Origin of the sequence: Methylobacterium sp. Leaf113 (assembly GCF_001423325.1) — a bacterium.
Lineage (GTDB): Bacteria > Pseudomonadota > Alphaproteobacteria > Rhizobiales > Beijerinckiaceae > Methylobacterium.
Genome location: NZ_LMNJ01000009.1, coordinates 73,830 through 97,030 on the forward strand (window position 1 = coordinate 73,830; position 23,201 = coordinate 97,030).

Annotated in this window: 15 protein-coding genes; 10 read left to right on the forward strand and 5 right to left on the reverse strand. The window is 68.0% G+C overall.

The window, feature by feature from the left end; genetic code table 11:
• Window positions 1–8: 8 nt before the first annotated feature.
• From ASF60_RS08115 to ASF60_RS08130, 4 genes are all read right to left on the reverse strand, one after another.
• The gene (locus ASF60_RS08115; RefSeq protein WP_056183273.1) at window positions 9–2,831 is read right to left on the reverse strand and encodes a bifunctional transaldolase/phosoglucose isomerase; all 2,823 of its coding nucleotides are present in this window, start codon (window positions 2,829–2,831) and stop codon (window positions 9–11) included.
• A 223-nt stretch (window positions 2,832–3,054) separates the two neighbouring features.
• Entirely contained in the window at window positions 3,055–5,130 is a 2,076-nt protein-coding gene (gene tkt / locus ASF60_RS08120) for a transketolase (RefSeq protein WP_056183165.1), read from the reverse strand.
• Between the two features lie 53 nt (window positions 5,131–5,183).
• Window positions 5,184–7,100 (reverse strand): glycoside hydrolase family 15 protein, encoded by a 1,917-nt coding sequence (locus ASF60_RS08125; RefSeq protein ID WP_056183276.1) that lies wholly within the window; start codon window positions 7,098–7,100, stop codon window positions 5,184–5,186.
• Window positions 7,101–7,264: 164 nt separating this feature from the next.
• Window positions 7,265–7,879 (reverse strand): hypothetical protein, encoded by a 615-nt coding sequence (locus tag ASF60_RS08130; protein WP_156633949.1) that lies wholly within the window; start codon window positions 7,877–7,879, stop codon window positions 7,265–7,267.
• 234 nt (window positions 7,880–8,113) lie between these two features.
• Between ASF60_RS08130 and ASF60_RS08135 the strand changes: the two genes are divergently transcribed.
• From ASF60_RS08135 to cysG, 10 genes are all read left to right on the forward strand, one after another.
• Window positions 8,114–8,701: an ANTAR domain-containing response regulator gene (locus ASF60_RS08135; RefSeq protein WP_056183170.1), complete on the forward strand. Its 588-nt coding sequence runs from the start codon at window positions 8,114–8,116 to the stop codon at window positions 8,699–8,701.
• A 13-nt stretch (window positions 8,702–8,714) separates the two neighbouring features.
• The gene (locus tag ASF60_RS08140) at window positions 8,715–9,725 is read left to right on the forward strand and encodes an ABC transporter substrate-binding protein (protein WP_056183173.1); all 1,011 of its coding nucleotides are present in this window, start codon (window positions 8,715–8,717) and stop codon (window positions 9,723–9,725) included.
• Between the two features lie 409 nt (window positions 9,726–10,134).
• A complete protein-coding gene (locus ASF60_RS08145) occupies window positions 10,135–11,424 on the forward strand; it encodes a CmpA/NrtA family ABC transporter substrate-binding protein (RefSeq protein ID WP_056183176.1) in 1,290 nt (429 codons plus the stop codon).
• Entirely contained in the window at window positions 11,424–12,305 is an 882-nt protein-coding gene (gene ntrB / locus ASF60_RS08150) for a nitrate ABC transporter permease (protein WP_056183178.1), read from the forward strand. Before ASF60_RS08145 ends, ntrB begins: the two co-directional genes overlap by 1 nt.
• A 10-nt stretch (window positions 12,306–12,315) precedes the next feature.
• Window positions 12,316–13,110: an ABC transporter ATP-binding protein gene (locus ASF60_RS08155; RefSeq protein ID WP_056183181.1), complete on the forward strand. Its 795-nt coding sequence runs from the start codon at window positions 12,316–12,318 to the stop codon at window positions 13,108–13,110.
• Between the two features lie 17 nt (window positions 13,111–13,127).
• A complete protein-coding gene (locus tag ASF60_RS08160) occupies window positions 13,128–14,348 on the forward strand; it encodes an NAD(P)/FAD-dependent oxidoreductase (protein WP_056183184.1) in 1,221 nt (406 codons plus the stop codon).
• A gap of 10 nt (window positions 14,349–14,358) precedes the next feature.
• A complete protein-coding gene (locus ASF60_RS08165; protein ID WP_056183187.1) occupies window positions 14,359–16,149 on the forward strand; it encodes a NirA family protein in 1,791 nt (596 codons plus the stop codon).
• Window positions 16,146–17,747: a sulfite reductase subunit alpha gene (locus ASF60_RS08170; RefSeq protein ID WP_056183189.1), complete on the forward strand. Its 1,602-nt coding sequence runs from the start codon at window positions 16,146–16,148 to the stop codon at window positions 17,745–17,747. The genes ASF60_RS08165 and ASF60_RS08170 overlap by 4 nt, the downstream gene beginning before the upstream one ends.
• A 137-nt stretch (window positions 17,748–17,884) precedes the next feature.
• Window positions 17,885–20,557 (forward strand): nitrate reductase, encoded by a 2,673-nt coding sequence (locus ASF60_RS08175; RefSeq protein ID WP_056183192.1) that lies wholly within the window; start codon window positions 17,885–17,887, stop codon window positions 20,555–20,557.
• Between the two features lie 39 nt (window positions 20,558–20,596).
• Complete coding sequence (cysG, locus tag ASF60_RS08180) at window positions 20,597–22,090, forward strand: siroheme synthase CysG (RefSeq protein WP_056183195.1); 1,494 nt, start codon at window positions 20,597–20,599, stop codon at window positions 22,088–22,090.
• 55 nt (window positions 22,091–22,145) lie between these two features.
• Here cysG and ASF60_RS08185 read toward each other — a convergent pair whose 3' ends face one another.
• Window positions 22,146–23,105: a hypothetical protein gene (locus tag ASF60_RS08185; protein WP_056183198.1), complete on the reverse strand. Its 960-nt coding sequence runs from the start codon at window positions 23,103–23,105 to the stop codon at window positions 22,146–22,148.
• Window positions 23,106–23,201 lie beyond the last annotated feature (96 nt).

A 23,201-nucleotide genomic window follows, 5' to 3' on the forward strand; every position in this document is an offset into this window, starting at 1 on the left:
GACAGGCGCTACAGCGCGGCCTTGATCGCGGCCGCGATGCGCTTCAGGCCAGCCTCAACCTGACCGCCCTTGATGTGGACGCGCAGGGCCCGGCGCTTTCGCTCGGCCAGGACCGCGAAATCCCCTCGTGCCTGGGCTGCCACCACCGTGCCGAAGCCGAGGCTGCGGCCGGGAATCGCGAGGTCGGCCGAAGGGTCGGCGGTGATCTGCAGGAACACCCCGGTATCAGGACCGCCCTTATAAGCTTGGCCGGTGGAGTGCAGGAAGCGCGGCCCGAACTCGAGGCAGGTCGCGAGGCGTCGCTTGTCGCGGAGGGCCACCCGGGCCTCCTGGAGGATCGCGTGATGGCCCGGATTGCGCGCCACGTAGGCCAGCAACGCCACGTAGTCGCCGTCCTTCGCCCGGGCGAGATGGGCGGCGACGGCAGCCTCCAACCCTTCGACGGCCTGGGGAAGGGCGCCGACATTGCCCGCATCCGCGTAGAGCGCAATCGTCTCATCGGCGAAGATCGCCGTTTCCCCCGGCAGGGCACCGCTCTTCTCGGCCGCGTCGAACAGCTTCTTCGTCTCGATCTTGCTCGCCTCGACGTCGGGCTGGTCGAAGGGATTGATCCCGAGCATCGCCCCCGCCACCGCCGTGGCGATCTCGAAGCGGAAGAATTCCTGGGGCAACTGCTCGGCGTTGGCGAGGGTGATGTGCACCACGGGGTGCCCCTCACGCTCAAGGTTGCGCACGGCTTCGTCCTGATGGGGATCGGCACGGCTGTCGAGGCGCAGATAGACGAAGAAGCGGTCCCGGCCGTAGACGGCAGGCACGTCGACGGGCTCGCCGTCGATCGGGATCAGGCCCTTGCCCTCCTTGCCGGTGGATTCCGCGATGAGCTGCTCGGCCCACGCCCCGAAGGTGTCGATACCGGGTGAAGCAATGATCGTGATCTTGTCGCGCCCCTCGGTAAGAGCGGCAGCCCCCATGGCGGTGCCGAGGAGCACGCCCGGGTTCTGGGCTGGCGGCACGGCCGGGCCGCAGGAGCGGACCATGATCCGGGCGGTGTCGAGGAAGGCCTTCACGTCGATGCCCGAGGCCGCCGCCGGCACGAGGCCGAACGCCGAGAGGACGGAGTAGCGTCCGCCGATCTGCGGCACCCCGTAGAAGATCTTTCGGAAGCCGTCGGACTGGGCAGCCTTCTCCATGGCTGAGCCCGGATCGGTGACAGCGACGAAGTGCGATCCCGCCTTGTCGGCGCCGACCGTGTCCTTCATCCGGCCGAGGAAGTAGTCACGGAACACGTTGGGCTCGAGGGTCGAGCCGGACTTGCTCGCCACGATGAAGAGCGTGGTGGGCAGGCTGATGGCGGCTTCCGTCTCGCGGACCTGATCCGGGTCGGTGGAATCGAGGATGCGCAGGGTCGGGAAGCCATCGTGCACACCGTAGGTCTCGGCCAGGACCTCCGGACCGAGGCTCGACCCGCCCATGCCCAGAACGACGACATCGGAGAAGCCGCCCGCCCGGACCTCCTCGGCGAAAGCCTCGTAGTCGGCGACGTGCTCCAGTTCATCCTCGACGATGCGCAGCCAGCCGAGCCAGCGATCCTCGTCGGCATTGCTCCACACGGTCTTGTCGTGAGCCCAGAGCCGGCGGATCTTGCCCGACGCACGCCATTCCTCGACCGCCTTCTTGGCAGCCGTGGTCAGGGCTTCCCCAAGCACGAGGGTCTGTGAGTCGAGCTTCGTCCCGAGGAAATCAATGCGCTTGCCGGCCACCGCACCCAGCAGCTTGTCGGCGGCATCGATGAAAAGTTGCACACCCTCGTCGACCAGGGTGTCGGCGACACGCTCAATGTCGATCCCGGCCTCGGCGAGGCGCGTCATCACGCTCTGCGCACCCGCCACGTCGTTCTCGATGGCGGCCTTGACGGTACCATGGTCGCGAAAGGCGTCCATGGTGGCCGGCGGCATGGTGTTGACCGTGTCGGGTCCGATGAGTTCCTCGACGTAGAGCACGTCGGAATAGGCCTTGTTCTTGACGCCCGTAGATGCCCAGAGCAGGCGCTGCGCCTTGGCCCCCTCGGCAGCAAGCGCCTGCCATTGCGGCTCGGCGTGAACAGCCTTGTAGCGCTGATAGGCGAGCTTGGCGTTGGCGATGGCGCCCTTGCCCTTCAGGTCGTCGAAGCCGCCCTTCTCATCGAGCGCCTTATCGATGGCGACGTCGATGCGGCTGATGAAGAAGCTCGCCACGCTTGCGACCTTCGAGACGTCGCCGCCCTTAGCGGCGAATGCCTCCAGACCGGCAATGAAGGCGCGGGCCACCGCCTCGTAGGTGTCAACCGAGAACAGCAGAGTGACGTTGATGCTGATGCCGTCCGCCGTCAGGGCCTGGATCGCCGGAATGCCTTCGCGAGTGGCGGGCACCTTCACCATCAGGTTGTCGCGGGCCACCATCCTGTGCAGGCGACGCGCTTCCGCCAGGGTCTCCTCCGTGTCGAGGGCGAGGTAGGGCGACACCTCCAGGCTGACATAACCGTCGGCGCCGTCGCTCTCATCGTAGACCGGGCGCAGTACGTCGGCGGCAGCCTGGATGTCGGCCACCGCGCAGCCCTCGTAGAGGTCGATGACACGGGCATCGCCCTGGTTCATCACGGATTTGAGTGCGTCGTCGTACTCGGACGAGCCGCCAATGGCCTTCTCGAAGATCGAGGGATTCGAGGTGACGCCGCGCAGGCCGTCCTCGTCCACCAGCGCCTTGAGCTTGCCCTGCGCAACGAAGCCGCGGGCGACGAAATCGAGCCACACGGCCTGACCCTGTTCGGGGAAGAGAGCCTTGAGCGGGTTCATGGAAAACTCCTCGTCGTCCGTCATCGTGGCGTCGCGCACAAAAATCAGCGTCGCCTCATTCGTCATTGATCATGCGTCTCTCCTCGCCCTTGCGGAGAGAAGCTCGAGGTGGGGGCGGCTCCGCCAGCCACAGATGCCGGAGAGTCACTCAGCCAACCTCCCTCCTAGCCTCTCTTCACACGGACGGGGGACGCGTTCCGGATAGGGTTAGAACCCGCGTCGCCTACCTCTTGTGCCGGGCGATCTGGTCGCGGGCGGCCTGAAGCACCTTTTCGGGGGTGAAGCCGAACTTCGTCTGCAAATCCTTGATCGGCGCTGAGGAGCCGAAGGTGTGCATGCCGATGATGGTGCCGGCCGAACCCGCATAGCGGTCCCAGCCGATGACCGAGCCCTGCTCCACGGCGACGCGGGCCAGCACTTCCGGGATGAGCACGCTGTTGCGGTAGGCTTCATCCTGACGTTCGAACAGGTCCCAGGACGGCATCGAGACGACGCGGGCCTTGATGCCCTCGGCCTTCAGGGTCTCGTAGGCCGAGATGCAGAGCTGCACTTCGGAGCCTGTGCCGATCAGGATCACCTCAGGCGCCCCGTCGCAATCGGCGAGGACATAGGCGCCCTTGGCGGTGCCGGATGCGGCGGCGTAGGCCGAGCGGTCTAGGGTCGGCAGTGGCTGGCGGCTCAGCGCCAGCACCGCCGGCTGGTCCTTGAGGCTCATGATCACCCGATAAGATTCTGCGACCTCGTTGGCATCCGCCGGGCGCAGGGTCACCAAGCCGGGGATCGCCCGCAGCGTCAGCAATTGCTCCACCGGCTGGTGGGTCGGGCCATCCTCGCCGACGCCGATCGAATCGTGCGTGAAGACATGGAATACCGGCACCTCCATCAGCGCTGCGAGGCGGATCGGTGGGCGCATGTAATCGGCGAAGACCAGGAAGGTGGCACCGTAGGCGCGTAGGCCCACAAGGCCGAGGCCGTTCACGATGGAGCCCATCGCGTGCTCGCGCACGCCGAAGTGGATGTTGCGCCCACCCGGCTCGAAGGGGGTCAGCGAGCCGGCACCCTCGAAGGTCAGGTTGGTCTTGTTGGAGGGCGCGAGATCGGCTGATCCGCCGAGCATGAACGGCACGTGCTGCGCGATGGCATTCAGGACCTTGCCGGAGGATTCACGCGTGGCAAGGCCCTTGGCGTCGGCCTCGAAGACCGGGATATCCTTGTCCCAGCCCTCGGGGAGACGGCCTTCGAGGTAAGCGTCGAGTTCCTCGGCATGGGTCGCATCGGCGGCCCTGGCTTCCTGAAAGAAACCCTCCCAGGTCGCATAGAGTTCGGCACCACGCTTGCCGATGCCGTTGCGGAAGTTGTCGTAGACACCGTCCGGTACCAGGAACTGCGCGTCCTCGGGCCAGCCATAGGCGCGCTTGGCACCCTTGACCTCGTCCTCGCCAAGGGCGTCCGAGTGGGCCTTGGCGGTGTTCTGCTTTTTCGGGGCGCCGAAGCCGATGATCGAGTTCACGACGATCAGGGTCGGGCGGTCGCTGGACTGAAGGAAGGTTTCGAGAGCGGACGCGATTGCGTGCACGTCGTTGGCGTCGGCCACGCGCAGAACCTGCCAGCCATAGGCGAGGAAGCGGGCCGCGACCTCTTCCGAGAAGGCCAATTCCGTATGGCCCTCGATCGTGATGGTGTTGTTGTCGTAAATCCAGCACAGGTTCGACAGGCGCAGGTGCCCGGCGATGGAGGCGGCCTCCGAGGCGACGCCCTCCATCAGGTCGCCATCCGAGCAGATGGCGTAGACATTATAGTCGAACAGCGGCAGTTCGGGCCGATTCAGGCGCTCGCCGAGGAAGCGACCGCCCATCGCCATGCCGACGGAGTTCGCGACGCCCTGGCCGAGCGGCCCGGTGGTGGTCTCGACGCCGGTGGTGAAGTGGTATTCCGGATGGCCCGGCGTGCGGCTGTCGAGTTGGCGGAAGTTCTTGAGGTCGTCGAGGGTGAGGGCGGGGGCGTTGCCGCCGTCCTTCTCAGCGACGCCGGCTAGATGGATCAGGCCATAGAGGAGCATCGAGGCGTGGCCGGCCGACAGCACGAAGCGGTCGCGGTTCGGCCAGTGCGGATGCGCCGGGTCGTAGCGCAGGTAACGGTTCCACAGGGTGTAGGCCACCGGCGCCAGCGCCATCGGGGCGCCGGCATGGCCGGAATTGGCCTTCTGCACCGCGTCGATGGCGAGGGTCCGGAGCGTGTCGATGCTGAGCTTGTCGATCTCGCTCAGGACCGCATTCGGCTTGGTCTCTGCTCCGCTCATCTCTCGTCGTCCTTCAAATCTCTGAGCTTGTTCGCCTTCAGCGTCCGGAACGCTCAGGCGTCGCGCCGTTGGGCCGCGGAGACAACCGCAACCGGTGATCGGGCCGGGGATCTGACGTCCACGGAGCCACTGCTCCGCTCCCGCGCGGGCCCCTTGGCTCGGCTGTAATTGAGAATGGTGTTCACCAGTGTGACGTGGCTGAACGCCTGCGGGAAGTTACCCACCAAGCGCCGAGCCTTCACATCATACTCCTCCGCCACCAATCCGACATCGTTGCAGACGCCGATCAGCCTCTCGATCAGCGCACGCGCCTCGTCGCAGCGGCCGAGGCCGATGAGATTGTCGGCGTACCAGAACGAACAGGGCAGGAAGGCACCCTCGTCGCCGGGCAGCCCGTCTGTGGTCTGGTTCTCGGTGTCGTAGCGCAGAACGAAGCCATCGCGCATGAGCGTGCGCCCGATCGCCTCCACCGTACCGACCACCCGGGGGTCGTGCTGGGGCAGGAAACCCATATGGGCGATCAGCAGCAGACTCGCGTCGAGGCGCTTCGAGCCGTAGGATTGCACGAAGCTGTTCAGCTCAGGGTCGAAGCCCTTGGCGCAAACCTCGGCGTGGATCTGATCGCGGATCTCGCGCCAGCGTGCCACCGGCACGTCACGGGCCTCCTTGGGGCGATGGCTCAAGCCGGTGGTACGAATCTCATCCTGCTCGCGAGTCTCGGCCTCCTCGAAGGAGCGGATGGCCCGGTCGAAGGCAACCCACGCCATGACCTTCGAATGCACGAAGTGCCGGCGTCCGCCGCGCACCTCCCAGATACCCTCGTCGGGGGTGCACCAGACCTTCTCGAGGTGGCGCAGCAACGCCTCGCCGACTCGCCAACCGTCGGCATCGCCCTGGAGGCCGCGCTGGCGCGCCTGATAGAGCGCGTCGAAGATCTCGCCGTAGACATCGAGTTGAAACTGCTCCACCGCCGCGTTTCCGATGCGCACGGGCTTCGAGTTCTCGTAGCCCGGAAGCCAGTCGAGCTCGATCTCGGGCAGCATGCGCTCGCCGGCGATGCCATAGAGAATATGCGCCTGCTCCGGGTTGCCGGCCACCGCCCGGACGAGCCAGTCGCGCCAGGCACGCGCCTCGTCGAGGTAGCCGCCGTCCATCAGAGCGATCAGCGTGAAGGTTGAATCACGCAGCCAGCAGAATCGGTAATCCCAGTTGCGGACGCCGCCGAGATCCTCCGGCAGCGAGGTCGTGGGGGCGGCCACGATGCCACCCGTCGGCTGGTAGATCAGCGCCTTCAGGGTGAGCAGGGAGCGCTTCAGGATCGCGTCCCAGGGCGTGCCTGAGGCAGCTCGGCCCGACCAGTCGCGCCAGTAGCGATCGGTCTCGAACAGAACCTTGCGTGGCTGGATCGGCGCTGGATCGTCCTCGTGAGAGGCACCGTAGCTCAGGGTGAAGGCCACGCTGCGGCCGGCCTCGACCGTGAAGTCCGCGACGGTGGTCTGGTCCTGGCCGTGCGTCGGCACGAGGGTGCGCAGCACCACCTTGTGAGGCCCCGAGATCGCGCGCAGGTCTCCGAGTTCGTTGTGCGAGACCCACGGCACCGCCAACCCGTAGTCGAAGCGCACGCGCATCTGCATCCGCATGGGCACAGCGCCCTCGAGCCCCTCGACGATCCGCACAAGGTGCGACCCGTCATTGGCGGGCATGTAGTCCGTCACCCGCACCGAACCGGACGCGGTCTCATGCCGGGTCTCCAGCACGAGGCTCCCCTCGCGGTACTGGCGTGTGGTGGTGGCGGGCTCGGCGGGACCGAGCTTCCAGTAGCCGTGATCTTCCGTGCCGAGCAGGGCGGCGAAGCAGGCGGCGGAGTCGAAGCGGGGCCAGCACAGCCAGTCGACGCTGCCGTCACGGGCGATCAGCGCAGCGGTACGTCCATCACCGACAAGCGCGTAATCCTCGATCCGTCCGGCCATCCAAGTCCTCGTGTCCGCGAAGCCGACCGTCACCACGGCCTGCGGCAGCGCCTCACTGCTCGCGTCCACCTAGTCTCCGAAGCCGGCAGGGTCCAGGGTCGGCGCAGCGATTGCGCGTTGCTTTCCGTCTGGATTTTCCGGTCGCCCGGAAAACCGGGCCGGCTTCAGCGCAGGCGCCCGACCAAGCCGGAGACAGCAGCACCGAGAGTCGCGGTCTCGGCGCTGAGCACCGCTCCCTTGGCCCCCATGAACGCACCGGCGGCCTCGCCGGCTTCGCTCACGGCGCGGATCGTCGGCGCGAAGGGCAGGGCGATCTCGGGTAGGATGCCTTCGTCCGAGGTCGAAACCGCTCTCTCGACGATCGGGGATTCTTCGGCCTCCGGCGCGAATGGCATCGGCTTGCTCGGCGCCGGGAGGGCCTTGGTCGCAAGACGCGGCGGATCGGCCCGGCGTGGGGCGGCGAGACGTGTGGGGCGAGGCATGGCCTTGTGAGCCTGAACGGCGGCGGGTTCGGCCTGAGCCACCACGACCATCGGGAACTGGGTCCGGAAGGCGAGGGGAGCCGGGATGTAGGGCGTCTCCACCACCGTCTCGGGTGCGGCGGCGACCGCCGTCGCCGGGACCGAGGGCGGAGGCGGTGCAGCAGCGGGCTCGTGGCAGAGATAAGAAGCCGCTCCGAGGATCACCGCCATCATCAGGGTTGGCAGGAAAGGCGGGGTCACGCCGCGCCCGGTGCCCGCTTCGAACGCCGATTGAGCGGGGGACGTGCACGCTGACATCCGGGTCACCTCGTTGCGCGGTTCGGCAATCGGTTCGAAGGCCAACGACATTAGTCGGTTCGTTTGCGGCGGAACCTGGGCTGTTTCCTGTCCGAGCGGTAACGACCGTGCGGGCATGCCGCTTGCGTGGAGACCATCCGTTCAGGTTTTGCTGTCGCCCGCCGATGGAACATGGCAATCCCTAGGCAGAAGCGATCCGCCGGATTCCCCCTTTCGATCCATTCTCAATCTCCGATGACCGAGCCGACCCTCACCGTCGCCGTGATCGATCCGAGCCGGGCACGCGCCGCGATCCTCGAGGAAGGCCTTACGGCGGCCGGCTTCACCCACGTCGTGGTCCTGCCTGACACCGCCGATCTGTCGGCCCGTGTGGCCGCACTGAATCCAGACGTCGTCGTGATCCACCTGGAGAGCCCGAGCCGGGACATTCTGGAGCAGATGTCGGGCCTCTCCCGTCACGTGGAGCGGCCGGTGGCGATGTTCGTCGACCGCTCGGACGTGCCGATGATGCAGGCGGCAATGGATGCGGGAATCTCGGCTTATGTGGTGGACGGATTGCAGCCGCAGCGCATCCGCTCGATCTTGGACGTGGCGATTCTACGCTTCAACGCCTTCGCGCGGCTGCAACGCGAATTGTCTGAGGCACGAGGCGAACTGGCCGACCGCAAGCTCATCGAGCGCGCCAAAGGCATCCTGATGACAGCCAGGGGTCTGTCCGAGGAGGAGGCCTACCGGATGATGCGGCGCAAGGCCATGAACGAGAAGCGAAAGATCGCCGACATCGCACGCGCCATCGTGACTGCGGCGGATCTCCTCGGATGAGAAGTCTGCTTGGATGAGACTCGCCCTCGGATATGTCCCGCTCATCGACGCGGCCCCGCTGATCGCCGCCGTCGAGGGAGGCTTTGCCGCTGCCGAAGGACTGGCGATCGACCTCATCAGCGAACCCTCGTGGGCGACCCTGCGTGACAAGCTGGCCCTGGGCCACCTCGACGGAGCCCACATGTTGGCGCCCCTTGCCCTGGCCAGTGCGCTGGGCATCAGCGGGCCGCAGACCGACCTGGCGGTTCCTCTCGGGCTGAATCTCAACGGCAATGCGATCACGGTCTCGCGGCCGCTCTGGGCCGAGATGGCGCCGGAGGCCGACGATCTCGACACGATTGCACGCGCGTTCTCACGGGTCGCACGCGTGCGGGTCACGCAGAATCGGCCGCTGACCCTGGGCACAGTGCATCCGTATTCCAGTCACACATACCAACTCCGGATGTTCGCAGCCCGCGGCGGCCTCGACCTCGACGGGGCCGCCCGCATGGTGGTGATCCCGCCGCCCTGGATCGCCGAAGCCCTCAGGACCGGACAGATCGACGGCTTCTGCGTCGGCAGCCCCTGGAACAGCGTGGCAGTGGCGGAGGGCTACGGCCGCATCGCCGCTCTCGGCTGCGAGCTCGCGCCCGATTGTCCGGAAAAGGTGCTGGCCCTGCCGGCCTATGCGGCGGCGGCGAGCGCTCCGCTGGTGCGGGCGGTACGCCGGGCCGGACGCTGGTGCGCGGCGCCCGAGAACCAGCGCGAGCTGGCGGGCCTGCTCGCCCGCCCGGGTCATCTCGGAACAGACGCGAGCCTCGTCCGACGGGCCCTCGCGGGCACCGTGGTGGTCGATCCGGACGGGACCGAGCGGCACGCGCCGCGCTTCGTCGTGTTCGGCGCCGAGGCCGAGCGGCCGCTTCCCGCTCATGCCGACTGGATTCTCGCCGAGATGGAGCGAGCCGGCCAGATCACGCCCACGCCCGCCCTGGTTGCCCGCGCCCGGGCGATGTACCGGACCAACGTGTACGACGCTGCCGGCTGAGGAGCCGCTGCCGCTCGCGCCGGCAGAGTGCCTGCAGATTGTGCAGCGCACCAGGCGACGCGGAAGCAGGCACCGGCCGCGTCCGCCCGCGTGACGAGGCCCGTACGCGCTCGGTCGGATTCGCACCGAATCCGCCGGCGACCGGTGAGACGTTTTTGATAAATCGCTTCTGCCGGAACAGTTTGGAACGATTCCGGAATTCTTGACATCGCCTGGATCGAGCCTCGATGCCGAACTTGGCACGCCTCGTGCAGATGCCCAGGGGCTCGTCAACGATGACGAGCCCTATCCGTCGGCAAAGCCGCTGACCCGAGTCCCCCACGGAACGCAGATCCTGCGTTCGATGGATGTGCTTGGTCGGCGGTTTTTTCTTTGGCGGGTGTCCATGATTTCGAGGGTTTCGGGTTCGATGACTGACGGTGTCCGCAACAACCGCCGTGACCTCCTGAAGGGTGCCGCCGCGACGCTGTCCCTCGCGGCACTGGCCCGCACCGCCCTGCCGGGAGGCGCCTTCGCGCAGGGCGCCGGCCCCGAAGTGAAGGGGGCGAAGCTCGGGTTCATCGCACTCACCGACGCGAGCCCGCTCTTCGTCGCCAAGGAGAAGGGCTTCTTTGCCAAGCACGGCATGCCCGATGTCGAGGTGCTCAAGCAGGCGAGCTGGGGCACCACCCGCGATAACCTAGTGCTCGGATCGGAAGGCAACGGCATCGACGGCGCCCACATTCTCTCGCCAATGCCCTACCTGATCTCGGCCGGCCGCGTGACGCAGAACAACGTCCCCGTGCCGATGCAGATCCTGGCCCGGCTCAACACCAACGGCCAGTGCATCTCGGTGGCCAAGGAATATCTCGACCAGAAGGTCGCCCTCGACGCGAAGGTCTTCAAGGCCGCCATCGAGAAGAAGAAGGCCGCCGGCAAGTCGGTGAAAGCCGCCATGACCTTCCCGGGCGGCACCCACGACCTGTGGATTCGCTACTGGATGGCGGCCGGCGGCATCGACCCGGACAAGGATATCGAGACCATCGTGGTGCCGCCGCCCCAGATGGTGGCGAACATGAAGGTCGGCACGATGGACTGCTTCTGCGTCGGTGAGCCGTGGAACGCGCAGCTCGTGCAGCAGGGCCTTGGCTACACCGCGCTGACCACCGGCGAATTGTGGAAGGACCACCCCGAGAAGGCCTTCGCCATGCGGTCCTCCTTCACGGAGAAGTACCCGAACGCCACCAAGGCGCTTCTGATGGCGGTGCTGGAGGCGCAGCAATGGTGCGACACCCCTGCGAACAAGGATGAGGTCGCCGCCATCGCGGCCAAGCGCCAGTGGATGAACGTCCCGGTCTCGGACGTCGCCGGCCGCATGAAGGGCACGATCGATTACGGCGACGGCCGCGTGGTCGAGAACAGCCCCTTCGTGATGAAGTTCTGGGCCGACAACGCCTCGTATCCTTACCAGTCCCACGACCTCTGGTTCCTGACCGAGGATATCCGCTGGGGCAAGTTCGACGCGCAGACCGACACCAAGGCCCTCATCGCCAAGGTGAACCGGGAGGATCTCTGGCGCGAGGCCGCGAAAGCCCTCGGCGTCAGCGCGATCCCGAGCTCCACGTCGCGTGGAAAAGAGACCTTCTTCGACGGCAAGGTCTTCGATCCCGCAGATCCCGCCGCCTACCTGTCCAGCCTCGGCATCAAGAGGATCGCGTGATGGCCAATACCTCCACCATCGCCGCCGCCCCCATCGCCGCGAAAGCGGCGGCCAAGGCAGACGCCAAGCCCAAGCGGGCGCCCCGGATCACGATGGCGACCCTGAACACCATCGCAAAAAATCTGATCCCGCCCGTGGTGGTGCTGATCGCCTTCCTGGTGATCTGGGAATTGCTGTGCTCGCGCCCGGGTGCCGGCCTGCCGCCACCCTCGCGTGTGGTCACCGAGGCCTGGGACATCATCGCCCACCCGTTCTACGACAACGGCGGCACCGACAAGGGATTGTTCTGGCACATCTCCGCCAGCATCCAGCGGGTCGCCCTCGGCTTCGCCCTGGCGACCATCGTGGGCATCCTCACCGGCACCCTGATCGGCCAGTCCGAATGGGCCATGCGCGGCCTCGACCCGATCTTCCAGGTCCTGCGCACCATTCCGCCGCTGGCCTGGCTGCCGCTGTCGCTCGCCGCCTTCCGCGACGGCCAGCCCTCCGCGATCTTCGTGATCTTCATCACGTCGATCTGGCCGATCATCATCAACACGGCGGTGGGCATCCGCAACATCCCGCAGGATTACCGCAACGTGGCGGCGGTACTGCGCCTCAACCCGCTGGAATTCTTCTCCAAGATCATGCTGCCCTCGGCAGCTCCCTACATCTTCACGGGCCTGCGCATCGGCATCGGCCTGTCGTGGCTCGCGATCGTGGCAGCCGAGATGCTCATCGGCGGCGTCGGCATCGGCTTCTTCATCTGGGACGCCTGGAACTCCTCCCACATCTCCGAGATCATCGTCGCCCTCGTCTATGTCGGCATCATCGGCTTCATCCTCGACCGCTTCGTCGCCTTCGTCGGCACCCTCGTCACCCGCGGCACCGCGACGGCCTGAGGATCATTCCATGACGTATCTCAGCATCGAGAATATCGGCATCTCCTTCACCCGTTCGGGCCGCACCAACGAGGTGCTGCGCGACGTCAGCGTGAAGATCGACAAGGGCGAGTTCGTCTCGCTGATCGGGCATTCGGGCTGCGGCAAGTCGACGGTGCTCAACATCGTCGCCGGCCTGCTCAAGGCCTCCACCGGCGGCGTCCTCCTCGAGGACAAGGAGGTCAACAGCCCCGGCCCCGACCGGGCCGTGGTGTTCCAGAACCACTCGCTGCTGCCCTGGCTGACGGTGCGCGAGAACGTGGCGCTCGCCGTCGACAAGGTCTTCAAGGGCAAGAAGTCGAAGGCCGAGCGCAACGCCTGGATCGACCACAACCTGTCGCTGGTGAACATGACCCACGCGGCCGACCGGCGCCCGAGCGAGATTTCGGGCGGCATGAAGCAGCGCGTCGGCATCGCCCGGGCGCTGGCCATGGAACCGAAGGTCCTGCTCCTCGACGAGCCCTTCGGGGCGCTCGATGCGCTCACCCGCGCCCATCTCCAGGACTCGCTCATGGATATCCATGCGCGGCTGAAGAACGCCGTGATCATGATCACCCACGACGTCGACGAGGCAGTGCTGCTCTCGGACCGCATCGTGATGATGACCAACGGCCCCTCGGCCACGGTGGGCGAGATCCTGACTGTCGACCTCGAGCGGCCGCGCCGCCGCCTCGATCTCGTAGAGGACGCGACCTACACCCACGCCCGCGCCGAGGTGCTGGAGTTCCTCTACGCGCGCCACGCCAAGCCCGCTATCGCGGCCTGACGGGCGGATCGCGAGTCATGCGGGAACGGTTGGTGGTCATCGGCAACGGCATGGCGTCGCTGCGCTTTCTGGAACGCCTCACAGAGCGGGCGCCGGGCCGGTACGACGTCACCGTCGTCGGGGCCGAGCCACAGGCGGCCTACAACCGCGTCCTGCTCTCCTCGCTGCTCGGCGGCGAGGTGGACGAGGCCGGCTGCGCCTTCCGAGGCCTCGACTGGTACGAGGGCCACGGCATTCGTCTCATCACCGGCGCGCCGGTCACCGAGATCGACCGCGAGAACGCCCTCGTGATGGTGGGGCAGACCCATGTCCTGCCTTTCGACAAGCTCGTGCTCGCGGTCGGCTCCCTGCCGATCCGGCTGGCCAAGCCCGGCATGGACCTGCCCGGCGTGCTGACCTTCCGCGATCTCGCGGACGTTGCCGCCATCCGCAGGGCGGCCGTCGCGCAGGCCCGCGCCATCGTGATCGGTGGCGGGCTTCTCGGCCTCGAAGCCGCCGTCGGACTCGCGCGCCTCGGCGTCGACACCACGCTCCTGCACGTCATGGACCGGCTGATGGAACGCCAGCTCGACCACGCCGCCGCCGGCCTCGTGAAGCGTGCCATGGAGGCGCGCGGCGTGAAGGTGCTGCTGAAAGCCGACACCGCGTCGGTCGAGGGGGAAGGCCGGGTCGAGAGCCTGGTCCTGTCCGACGGCACCGTGCTGCCGGCCGATCTCGTGGTGATGTCGGTGGGGGTGCGCCCCAACGTGGCCCTGGCCCAGAACGCCGGGATCGAGACCGCCCGCGGCATCATGGTCGACGACCGGATGCAGTCCTCGGATGCCCGCATCTTCGCGCTCGGCGAATGCGCCGAGCACCGGGGTCAGGTCTACGGCCTCGTGGAGCCGGCCTACGAGCAGGCCGAGGCCCTGAGCCGCCACCTCATCGGCGAGGAGGCGGCCTATCTGGGCACGTCGCTGGCCACTAGCCTCAAGGTCTCGGGGCTGCCGGTGTTCTCCGCCGGGCAGATCGAGGCGCCGGAGGGCGCCGAGACCGTGCTGATGTCGGATCCCGGCCTCGGCCTCTACCGCAAGCTCATCGTGGCCGAGGACCGGCTCCTCGGCGCGGTCTTCGTCGGCGACATCGCTGAGCAGGGCTGGTGCAAGGAGCTGATCCGCACCGGCGCCTCGATCGCCGACCATCGCGACGACCTCATGTTCGGGCGCCCCGCGCCCGCATCCCAACCCCTCGCAGCGTGAGGAGGCCCTGATGGCTGACGCATTCAACGCCGAGCAGACGCGCTACCTCGAAGGCTTCGCCTCCGGCATCGCCGCGGCCCGGATGACCGGTGGCCTCGCAGCCGGGCAGGGGGCTTCGGCCCCGCCCGCCGAGCCGACCGGTCCCGACGCGATCCACATCAAGGCACAGGACGCCACCATCAAGGCCGGCGGCAAGCTGTGCGAGCAGGAGAAGTGGAAGCGGGCGGAGAACCCCTTCGACGGCCACAACCGCCTCATCGCCGAAGCGTCGACGGGCAAGGCCCCGAAGCCGGAGGATAATTTCCGCTGGCGCTACCATGGCCTGTTCTGGGTCGCCCCGGCCCAGAACTCCTACATGTGCCGCCTCCGCATCCCCAACGGCATCGTGCAGCACTGGCAGTTCGCCGGCATCGCCGATCTGGCCGACGCGCATGGCGGCGGCTATGCCCATGTCACCACCCGCGCCAACCTGCAGGTCCGCGAGATCACGCCCGAGCACGGCCAGCCCTTCCTCGACGGGCTGATCGACCTCGGCCTCACCGCGCGGGGGGCCGGTGCCGACAACATCCGCAACGTCACCGGCTCGCCGGTGGCCGGCATCGACGCGCAGGAATTGCTCGACACCCGCCCCCTCGCCAAGTCCTGGCACAATCACATCCTCAACGACCGCTCGCTGTTCGGTCTGCCGCGCAAGTTCAACGTCGCCTTCGACGGCGGCGGCGTGATGCCGGTGCTGGAGGAGACCAACGACATCGGCTTCCAGGCCGTGCGGGTGCTGGAGGATGCGAGCGTCGCGCCGGGCATCTGGATGCGCCTCGTGCTCGGCGGCATCTCGGGGCACCGGGACCTGGCCCGTGACACCGGCGTGGTTCTCAGGCCGGAGGATTGCAACAAGGTCGCCGACGCCATCCTGCGCGTCTTCATCCAGAACGGCGACCGGACCAACCGCAACAAGAGCCGGATGAAGTACGTCCTCGACGCCTGGGGCTTCGACAAGTACCTCGCGGCCGTCGAGGCGGTGCTGGGCACCAAGCTCGACCGGGTCGACCCGGCCCACATCGCCCCGCGCGGGCCGATGGACCGCTTCGCCCATGTGGGCGTCCACCCGCAGGTGCAGCCCGGTCTGAACTGGATCGGCGTGATCCTGCCCGTCGGCAAACTCACCACCGACCAGATGCGGGATCTGGCCAGGATCGCCGTGGAATGCGGCGACGGCGCCATCCGCATGACCGTCTGGCAGAATTTTTTGTTTTCCGGGGTTCCGGATGCAAAGATCGCGGAAGTGCAGGAGCGCGTCGCCGCGCTTGGGCTCACCACCGAGGCCTCGAGCATCCGCGCCGGACTCGTCGCCTGCACCGGTAGTCGCGGCTGCAAGTTCGCCGCCTCCGACACGAAGGGCCACGCCCTCGTCATCGCCGACTATATCGAGGCGAACCTGAAGGAGCTCGACGTTCCAGTGAACGTCCATCTCACCGGGTGCCATCACTCTTGCGCCCAGCACTACATCGGCGACATCGGTCTCATCGGCGCCAAGGTCGTGGTCTCGGAGGAGGGCGACACCGTCGAAGGCTACGACATCGTGGTCGGCGGTGGCTTCGGCGACAGCCCAAAGATCGGCACCGAGATCTGGAAGGCCGTGAAGGCCGAAGATTGCCCGACCCGGATCGAGGCGCTGCTGCGCAGCTATCTCGCCCGGCGCACCGGCCCGGAGGAGAGCTTCCAGGCCTTCACCGCCCGCACCGGCCCCGAGTCGCTGCGCCACATCGCCGAAGAGCAACCCGTCCTGAAGGCCGCCGCATGAGCGAGCACGTCACCCCCCCGCTGGTCCTCATTCCCGAGACCGCCCCGTTCGACCCGGACCAGCGTGCCTGGCTCTCGGGCTACTTCGCAGCGCTCCTCGGCCCTGCCGTGGAGGGAGCCACCGCACTTGCCTCCGGCGAGATGCCCGGCGGTGGCCAGACGCTGGCCGACAACGACGACGCGCCCTGGCACGACCCGTCGATGCCACTGCCCGACCGGATGGCGCTCGCCCAGGAACGGCCCGAGCCGCAGAAGCTGATGGCCGCCATGGCGCAGCAGGATTGCGGCCAGTGCGGCTACAATTGCGCCGACTACGCCAACGCCATCTTCCTCAAGAACGAGGAGCGCCTGAACCTGTGCCAGCCCGGCGGCAAGGACACGCTCCGGATGCTGAAGAAGCTCGAGGAGGAATTCGGGGCCGCCGGCGGGGCCGCCCCGAAGAAGGCCGAGGGCACCGCCCCCAAAACGGCGCCCGAACTCGGGCCGCTGGGCTTCTGCCGCGAGAACCCCGTGGAGGCGACCTTCGTGTCGCGCACCCGGCTCAATGCGCCGGGCGGCGAGAAGGAGACCTGGCACGTCGAGATCGATCTCACCGGTACGCCCATCGACTACGTGGTCGGCGATTCGCTTGGCCTGTTCCCCGCCAACGCCCCGGCCCTGGTCGACGCGGTCATCGCCGAACTCGGGGCCCGCCCCGAGCGCAAGATCGGCCGCAAGACCCTGCGGGATTGCCTGCTCACCGACTATGCCCTCGGTGGCGCGCCGGACGGGCTCTATCAGCTTCTCTCGCTCCTGACTTCGGGCGAAGCCCGCAAGAAGGCCCAGGCGCTCGCCGCCGGCGAGGACCCGGACGGCGACGCCGCCCATCTCGACGTGCTCGGTGCGCTCCACAAGTTCCCCGGTGCGCGGCCCGACGCCGAGGTGTTCCTGGAGGCGCTGGACGAGCTGCAGCCGCGGCTCTACTCGATCTCGTCGTCGCCGAAAGCCGATCCGGGCCGGGTCTCGCTCACCGTCGACGCCGTGCGCTACAGTCACCGCTCGCGCCTGCGCCTCGGTGTCGCCTCGACCCATCTCGGCGAGCGCATCCCCGAGGGGATGAAGGTCAGGGTCTACCTCCAGAAGGCCCACGGGTTCGCCCTGCCGGAGGACCTGTCGCAGGACGTCATCATGGTCGGTCCCGGCACCGGCATCGCGCCGTTCCGCGCGTTCCTGCGCGAACGCGACGCCACCGCGGCGCCGGGGCGCAATTGGTTGTTCTACGGTCACCAGCGCCAAGCCAGCGACTTCTTCTACAAGGACGAGCTAAACGCCCTGAAGGACCGGAAGGTGCTGACCCGTTTGTCGCTGGCCTGGTCCCGCGACGGCACCGAGAAGACCTACGTCCAGGACCGCATGCGCGAGACCGGCGCGGAGCTGTGGACTTGGCTCGAGGGCGGCGCGCATTTCTACGTCTGCGGGGATGCCAAGCGCATGGCCAAGGACGTCGAGCGGGCGATCATCGACGTCGCTGGCCAATACGGGGGGAAGAACCCCGACGAGGCCGTGGCGTACCTCGCCCACCTCAAGAAGACCGGGCGGTATCAGGCCGACGTGTACTAGCACACCATCTCAGCCTCCCCCCCGGTGCGAGGGAGGGCGGCCCGCGCATGCGGGTCGGGAGAGGGGGGGGTGGGCTTTCGCCTCGGCCCGACTCTTGCTGCAAACGGCACCATCAAAAATACGCCGAGGATCCTGCCATGAACGCGCACGTCCAGGCGCCGCCCTCTCCCGTGAAGACCACCTGCCCCTATTGCGGTGTCGGCTGCGGCGTGCTTGCCACGCCGGACGGGCAGGGCGGCGCGGACATTGCCGGCGACACCGGACACCCGGCGAATTTCGGCCGCCTCTGCTCCAAGGGCTCGGCGCTCGGCGAGACGCTCTCCCTCGACAATCGCCTGCTGTACCCGCAGGTGGACGGCATCCGCGCGAGCTGGGAATCCGCCCTCGGCACGGTCGCGGGATCTTTGCGCAGGATCGCCGAGCAGCACGGGCCGGATTCGATCGCGTTCTATCTCTCGGGCCAGCTGCTCACGGAAGATTACTACGTCGCCAACAAGCTCGCGAAGGGTTTCCTCGGCACCCCGCACGTCGACACCAACTCGCGCCTGTGCATGTCGAGCGCGGTGGCGGCCCACCGGCGCGCCTTCGGCTCGGACACCGTGCCGGGCTGCTACGAGGACCTCGACGAGGCCGACCTCATCGTCCTGGTCGGCTCGAACACCGCCTGGTGCCACCCGATCCTGTTCCGCCGCATGGTGGATGCCCGCGCCAAGCGCGGCACCAAGCTGGTGGTGATCGACCCCCGCCGCACCCAGACGGGCGAGGAGGCCGACCTCTTCCTCGGGCTGAAGCCCGGCACCGACACGGCGCTGTTTTCCGGCCTGCTGGTCCATCTCGCCAGCACCGGCTCCCTCGATTACCGCTTCGTCCTCGACCACACGACGGGCCTCGACGGCACCCTGGAGCGGGCGCGCACCATCGCGCCGACGGTGGCCGCCACTGCGGCCGCCACCGGCCTGTCCGAGACCGACGTAGCGCGCTTCTTCGAGCTGTTCGCCCGCACGAAGCGGGTCGTCACCGCCTTCTCGCAGGGGGTGAACCAGTCGGCGCAGGGCACCGACAAGGGCAACGCGATCATCAACTGCCATCTCGCCACCGGCCGCATCGGCCTGCCCGGCGCCGGCCCGTTCTCCCTCACCGGCCAGCCCAATGCCATGGGCGGGCGCGAGGTCGGGGGCCTCGCCAACATGCTGGCCGCCCACATGCACTTCACCCCCGAGGAGGTGGACCGGGTCCGCCGCTTCTGGTCGGCCCCCAACATCATCACGGGCGAGGGCATGAAGGCGGTCGCCCTGTTCGAGGCGATCGAGCGCGGCAAGATCAAGGCCCTGTGGGTGATGGGCACCAACCCCATCGTGTCGATGCCGCGCGCCGACCTCATCCGCGAAAGCCTGAAGTCCCTCGACCTCTACGTCGTCTCGGAAGCGGTGGCCGACAGCGACAGCGCACGGGCGACGGGGAAGAAGACCGTGCTGCTGCCCGCCCTCGCCTGGGGCGAGAAGGACGGTACGGTGACGAATTCGGAGCGTCGGATTTCACGCCAGCGCAGCTTCCTGAAAGCCCCCGGCGAGGCTCGAGCCGATTGGCAGATCGTCTGCGACGTCGCCAAGCGCCTCGGCCACGCGCAGGCCTTCGCCTATTCGGGGGCCGCGGCGATTTTCCGCGAGCATGCCAGCCTTTCGGCCTTCGAGAACAACGGCAGCCGGGATTTCGACATCGGAGGCCTGAGCGAGCTGGCCGATACCGCCTATGCGGCCGCGACGCCGCTGCAATGGCCGCTGCCGAAGCGCGGCAAGGCCCGCGCCCGACTCTTCGCCGACGGCCAGTTCTACACCTTCGACAAGCGCGCCCGGTTCGTCGCCGTTCAGCCCCCGGCCCTCGCACAGGCGGTGAGCGAAGATTACCCCCTCGTCCTCAACACCGGCCGCGTGCGCGATCACTGGCATACCATGACCCGCACGGGGAAGAGCCAGCGCCTCTCAGCCCATCGCTCGCTGCCCTTCGTGGAGATCCACCCCGACGACGCCGTACCGCTCGGGCTGAGGGAGGGCGACCTCGCCCGGATCGCCACGCCGCACGGCACGGTGACCCTGGAGACGATGATCACCGATGCCGTGCGGCCGGGCAACCTGTTCGCGACCTTCCACTGGAGCGCCGCCACCGCCTCGGATGCCCGCGTCGGCGCCCTGGTGCGGGGCATTCCCGATCCGGTCTCCGGCCAGCCGGAACTGAAGGCGACACCGGCCGGCATCGCGCTGGTGCCCTACCGCAACCGCGGCTTCCTGCTGACGCGCGGGGAGCAGGCGCTGCCCGAGGGCTGGTGGTGGGCCCGAGCCACGATTGCGGGCGGCTCGGGGTTGCAATTCGCCACGCAGGAAAGTTCGCGCGCCGTGGCGCTGATGATGCGGGGCCTGTTCCAGGGCCACGAGCTCGCCGAATATGCCGACCATGCGCGCGGGCGCTACCGCTGCGCCGTCTACGAGGCCGGGCGCCTCGTCGCCTGCCTCGCCCTCGCGCCCGCCGAGGCCCGTCCGAGTTGGGAGGAGGCCAAGGCCCTTTTCGCGGAGACCGAACCGGACCCTGCCGCCCGACGCTCCCTCCTGTCGGGACGCGCCGAGACCGCCTCGGCCGGCCCGACCGTCTGTGCCTGTCACGGCGTCGGGCTCGACGTCATCGCCGGGGTCATCGCGGCGGGGGCGGGCACCGTGGAGGCCGTGGGCGCAGCCTGCAAGGCCGGCACGAATTGCGGCTCGTGCATCCCCGAGATCCGCAAGCTGCTGCCCGAGGCGCTTGCGCGCAACGCCGCATAGGCTCACTTTCGGCCGAATCGACACCCATCTCCGAGCCTCATGAGCACGCCCCGTATTCCCCGTGAAACCCGGCCCGCCGGTAATGAATCGACTCGCGGCGGCAGCCCTGCCGGCCTGGAGCCGCTTGCGGTGCTGCCGGTCTTCGTGCCGCTTCAGGGCAAGCGGGCCGTGCTGGCCGGCTCGAACGGGGGTGCGCCCTGGAAGGTGAAGCTGCTCGCCGCCGCCGGGGCCCACGTGGACGTCTATGCGCCGGAGCCGAGCGACGAGCTGCGCGCCGTGCCAGGCGAGATCGTCGCGGGCTCCGTGACCCTGCATGAGCGCCCATGGCATCCGGACGACCTCGCTGGGTCCGCTTTCTGCATCGGCGCCATGGAGGACGAGGCGGACTGTGTCGCCTTCGTCACCGCCGCCCGGAAGACCGGCGCCATCGTCAACGCAGTCGACCGGCCACATCTCTGCGACGTGAAGTTCGGCGCCATCGTCAACCGCTCGCCCATGGTGGTGGGCATCTCCACGGAGGGTGCCGCCCCGGTCTTCGGCCAGACTGTGCGCGCTCGGATCGAGGGCATGCTGCCGCGCGGGTTCAAGGCCTGGATCGGCGCCGCCCGCGACTGGCGCGAGGAGGTGACGAGCCGCTTCCATGGCTTCTCGGACCGCCGCGCTTTCTGGGAGCGCTTTACCGATCGCGCCTTCGCGGAGCCCGATCGCACGCCGACCGCAACCGATCTCGCCGAGTTGCTGGGCGAGACCGAGGCCGCGCCGAAGGGTGGCGCGGTAACCCTGGTGGGCGCCGGACCCGGCGATGCTGAACTCCTCACCCTCAAGGCGCTGCGCGCGCTGCGCAACGCCGACGTGATCCTCTACGACGATCTCGTGGCGCCTGAGATCCTCGACTATGCCCGCCGCGAGGCCCGCACCATGCTGGTGGGCAAGACCGGGCATGGCCCCTCCTGCCGCCAGGACGACATCAACGCGCTGATGGTGCAGTTGGCCAAATCCGGCAAACAGGTGGTACGCCTGAAATCCGGCGACCCTCTGGTGTTCGGGCGGGCCGGCGAAGAGATCGATGCCTGCCGCGCCGCCGGCATTCCCGTCAGCGTGGTGCCGGGCATCTCGGCCGCGCAGGGGGCCGCGGCTTCCCTCTGCGTCTCGCTGACGAACCGCGACGCGGCGCGGCGCCTGCAATACGTCACCGGACATGACCGGCGCGGGGCGCTGCCCGAGGATCTGAACTGGGGTGCACTCGCCGATCCGAGCGTCACCACCGTAGTCTACATGCCGAAGAAGACGCTGGGTGTCCTGCTGGAGCGGGCGATCGCCGAGGGGCTCGCACCGACGACCCCGGCCCTCCTCGTCTTCAACGCCACCCGTCCGAACCAGCAGGTGGTGGAAGCCAGCGCGGCCGACCTCGCCGACCGGGTCGAGGCCTCGGGCCATGAAGGGCCAGCCCTGCTCATGGTTGGCGAGGCCCTGCGGCGGATGGGTGCGGCGGCAGCGATCGCCGCGATCGAACCGGGCAAGCTCGCGATCTGAGGGCGGGGACTCGGTCGGGGCTGGATCAGGTCGTCGGCCGTGAGGGAGCGTCCTGCTAGGCCGACACGGCCCGACAGGCGCCGTCGGCGTCGCGGCGAGCATGCGGCATGATCTCCGGTGCGACCCGCCGCAGCCCGGCACGCGGTTCCAGGGCGCCTGGCTGCTTGAGGCCCCAGACCAGCCCCAGCCGGCGAAGAGCCAGAAGGAGCCACCAGCCCGGATCGTGCTGACCGGGCTCCAGCCCGAGGCGGGCCGAGTCCGGCCAGGCGTGGTGATTGCCGTGCCAAGCCTCGCCGAAGGTGACGAGTGAGGCCGCCGGCAGGTCATGGCCTTGGACTGCCGCGCCGTCGACGACCCAGCCCTGTCGACCCCGGCCATGGGTGAAATGGCCGACGAGCCAATGCCCGGTAAGGCTCGCGGCGATCCGGACCGGCACGCCCCAGAGCAGCCACGGCATTCCGCCAATCCAGAAGAACAGGAGCGCCCAGGGTAACTGCTGAGCCATCCATGTCGCCTCCAGGAAGGCCAGAGTGCGGTCCCGGGACAATCGGTCCTCCGGCACGAAGCGCGGAGGATGCATCAGTACGAGGCGGCAATGCATCTGCCACCAGGCATCGCGCAGGAGGGTGGCTCGATGCGCATGGAGCGGATGGCAAGCGGCTTGGCGTTGCGCCCAGTCTCGGGTGTCGTGAAGCTGCACCATGCCGAGTGGACCGGCCATGCCCACCAGCGTGCCGAGATAGATGAGCGTGCGCTCGACCCAGAGAGGCGCCGAGAAGCTGCGGTGGATCAGCAGTCGGTGCAGCCCGATGGAATGCCCGGCGCAGAGCGTGACGGCGCTGGTGACAAGAAACAGCACTACCGAGCCGGGTGTGACGTGGAGCGGGGCGAGGACGAGTGCCGCCAGGGTCATGCCACCGACCCAGAGGGAACGCGCAGGCGCCCAGGCGACGCGTCCTTCGGTGGCCGAGGTCGTGGAATCTGCGAGGAGCCGCGGGGTGGAGAGACATGCCATGGTGCCTACCTATTGTATTTCGTAAATTACCTAATCAATTAATCGTGCGCTTGTCAATAATTAGTTTATCGCTTAAATGCCGGGAGCCCGGTGATC

What these genes read in the sequence shown, in the direction of transcription:
- ASF60_RS08130 (WP_156633949.1), bottom strand. Translation starts at nt 7,879, where the DNA reads ATGTCAGCGTGCACGTCCCCCGCTCAATCGGCGTTCGAAGCGGGCACC.
- ntrB (WP_056183178.1), top strand. Translation starts at nt 11,424, where the DNA reads ATGGCCAATACCTCCACCATCGCCGCCGCCCCCATCGCCGCGAAAGCG.
- ASF60_RS08140 (WP_056183173.1), top strand. Translation starts at nt 8,715, where the DNA reads ATGAGACTCGCCCTCGGATATGTCCCGCTCATCGACGCGGCCCCGCTG.
- ASF60_RS08175 (WP_056183192.1), top strand. Translation starts at nt 17,885, where the DNA reads ATGAACGCGCACGTCCAGGCGCCGCCCTCTCCCGTGAAGACCACCTGC.
- ASF60_RS08125 (WP_056183276.1), bottom strand. Translation starts at nt 7,100, where the DNA reads ATGGCCGGACGGATCGAGGATTACGCGCTTGTCGGTGATGGACGTACC.
- ASF60_RS08185 (WP_056183198.1), bottom strand. Translation starts at nt 23,105, where the DNA reads ATGGCATGTCTCTCCACCCCGCGGCTCCTCGCAGATTCCACGACCTCG.
- ASF60_RS08165 (WP_056183187.1), top strand. Translation starts at nt 14,359, where the DNA reads ATGGCTGACGCATTCAACGCCGAGCAGACGCGCTACCTCGAAGGCTTC.
- ASF60_RS08145 (WP_056183176.1), top strand. Translation starts at nt 10,135, where the DNA reads ATGACTGACGGTGTCCGCAACAACCGCCGTGACCTCCTGAAGGGTGCC.
- cysG (WP_056183195.1), top strand. Translation starts at nt 20,597, where the DNA reads ATGAGCACGCCCCGTATTCCCCGTGAAACCCGGCCCGCCGGTAATGAA.
- tkt (WP_056183165.1), bottom strand. Translation starts at nt 5,130, where the DNA reads ATGAGCGGAGCAGAGACCAAGCCGAATGCGGTCCTGAGCGAGATCGAC.
- ASF60_RS08135 (WP_056183170.1), top strand. Translation starts at nt 8,114, where the DNA reads ATGACCGAGCCGACCCTCACCGTCGCCGTGATCGATCCGAGCCGGGCA.
- ASF60_RS08155 (WP_056183181.1), top strand. Translation starts at nt 12,316, where the DNA reads ATGACGTATCTCAGCATCGAGAATATCGGCATCTCCTTCACCCGTTCG.
- ASF60_RS08170 (WP_056183189.1), top strand. Translation starts at nt 16,146, where the DNA reads ATGAGCGAGCACGTCACCCCCCCGCTGGTCCTCATTCCCGAGACCGCC.
- ASF60_RS08115 (WP_056183273.1), bottom strand. Translation starts at nt 2,831, where the DNA reads ATGAACCCGCTCAAGGCTCTCTTCCCCGAACAGGGTCAGGCCGTGTGG.
- ASF60_RS08160 (WP_056183184.1), top strand. Translation starts at nt 13,128, where the DNA reads ATGCGGGAACGGTTGGTGGTCATCGGCAACGGCATGGCGTCGCTGCGC.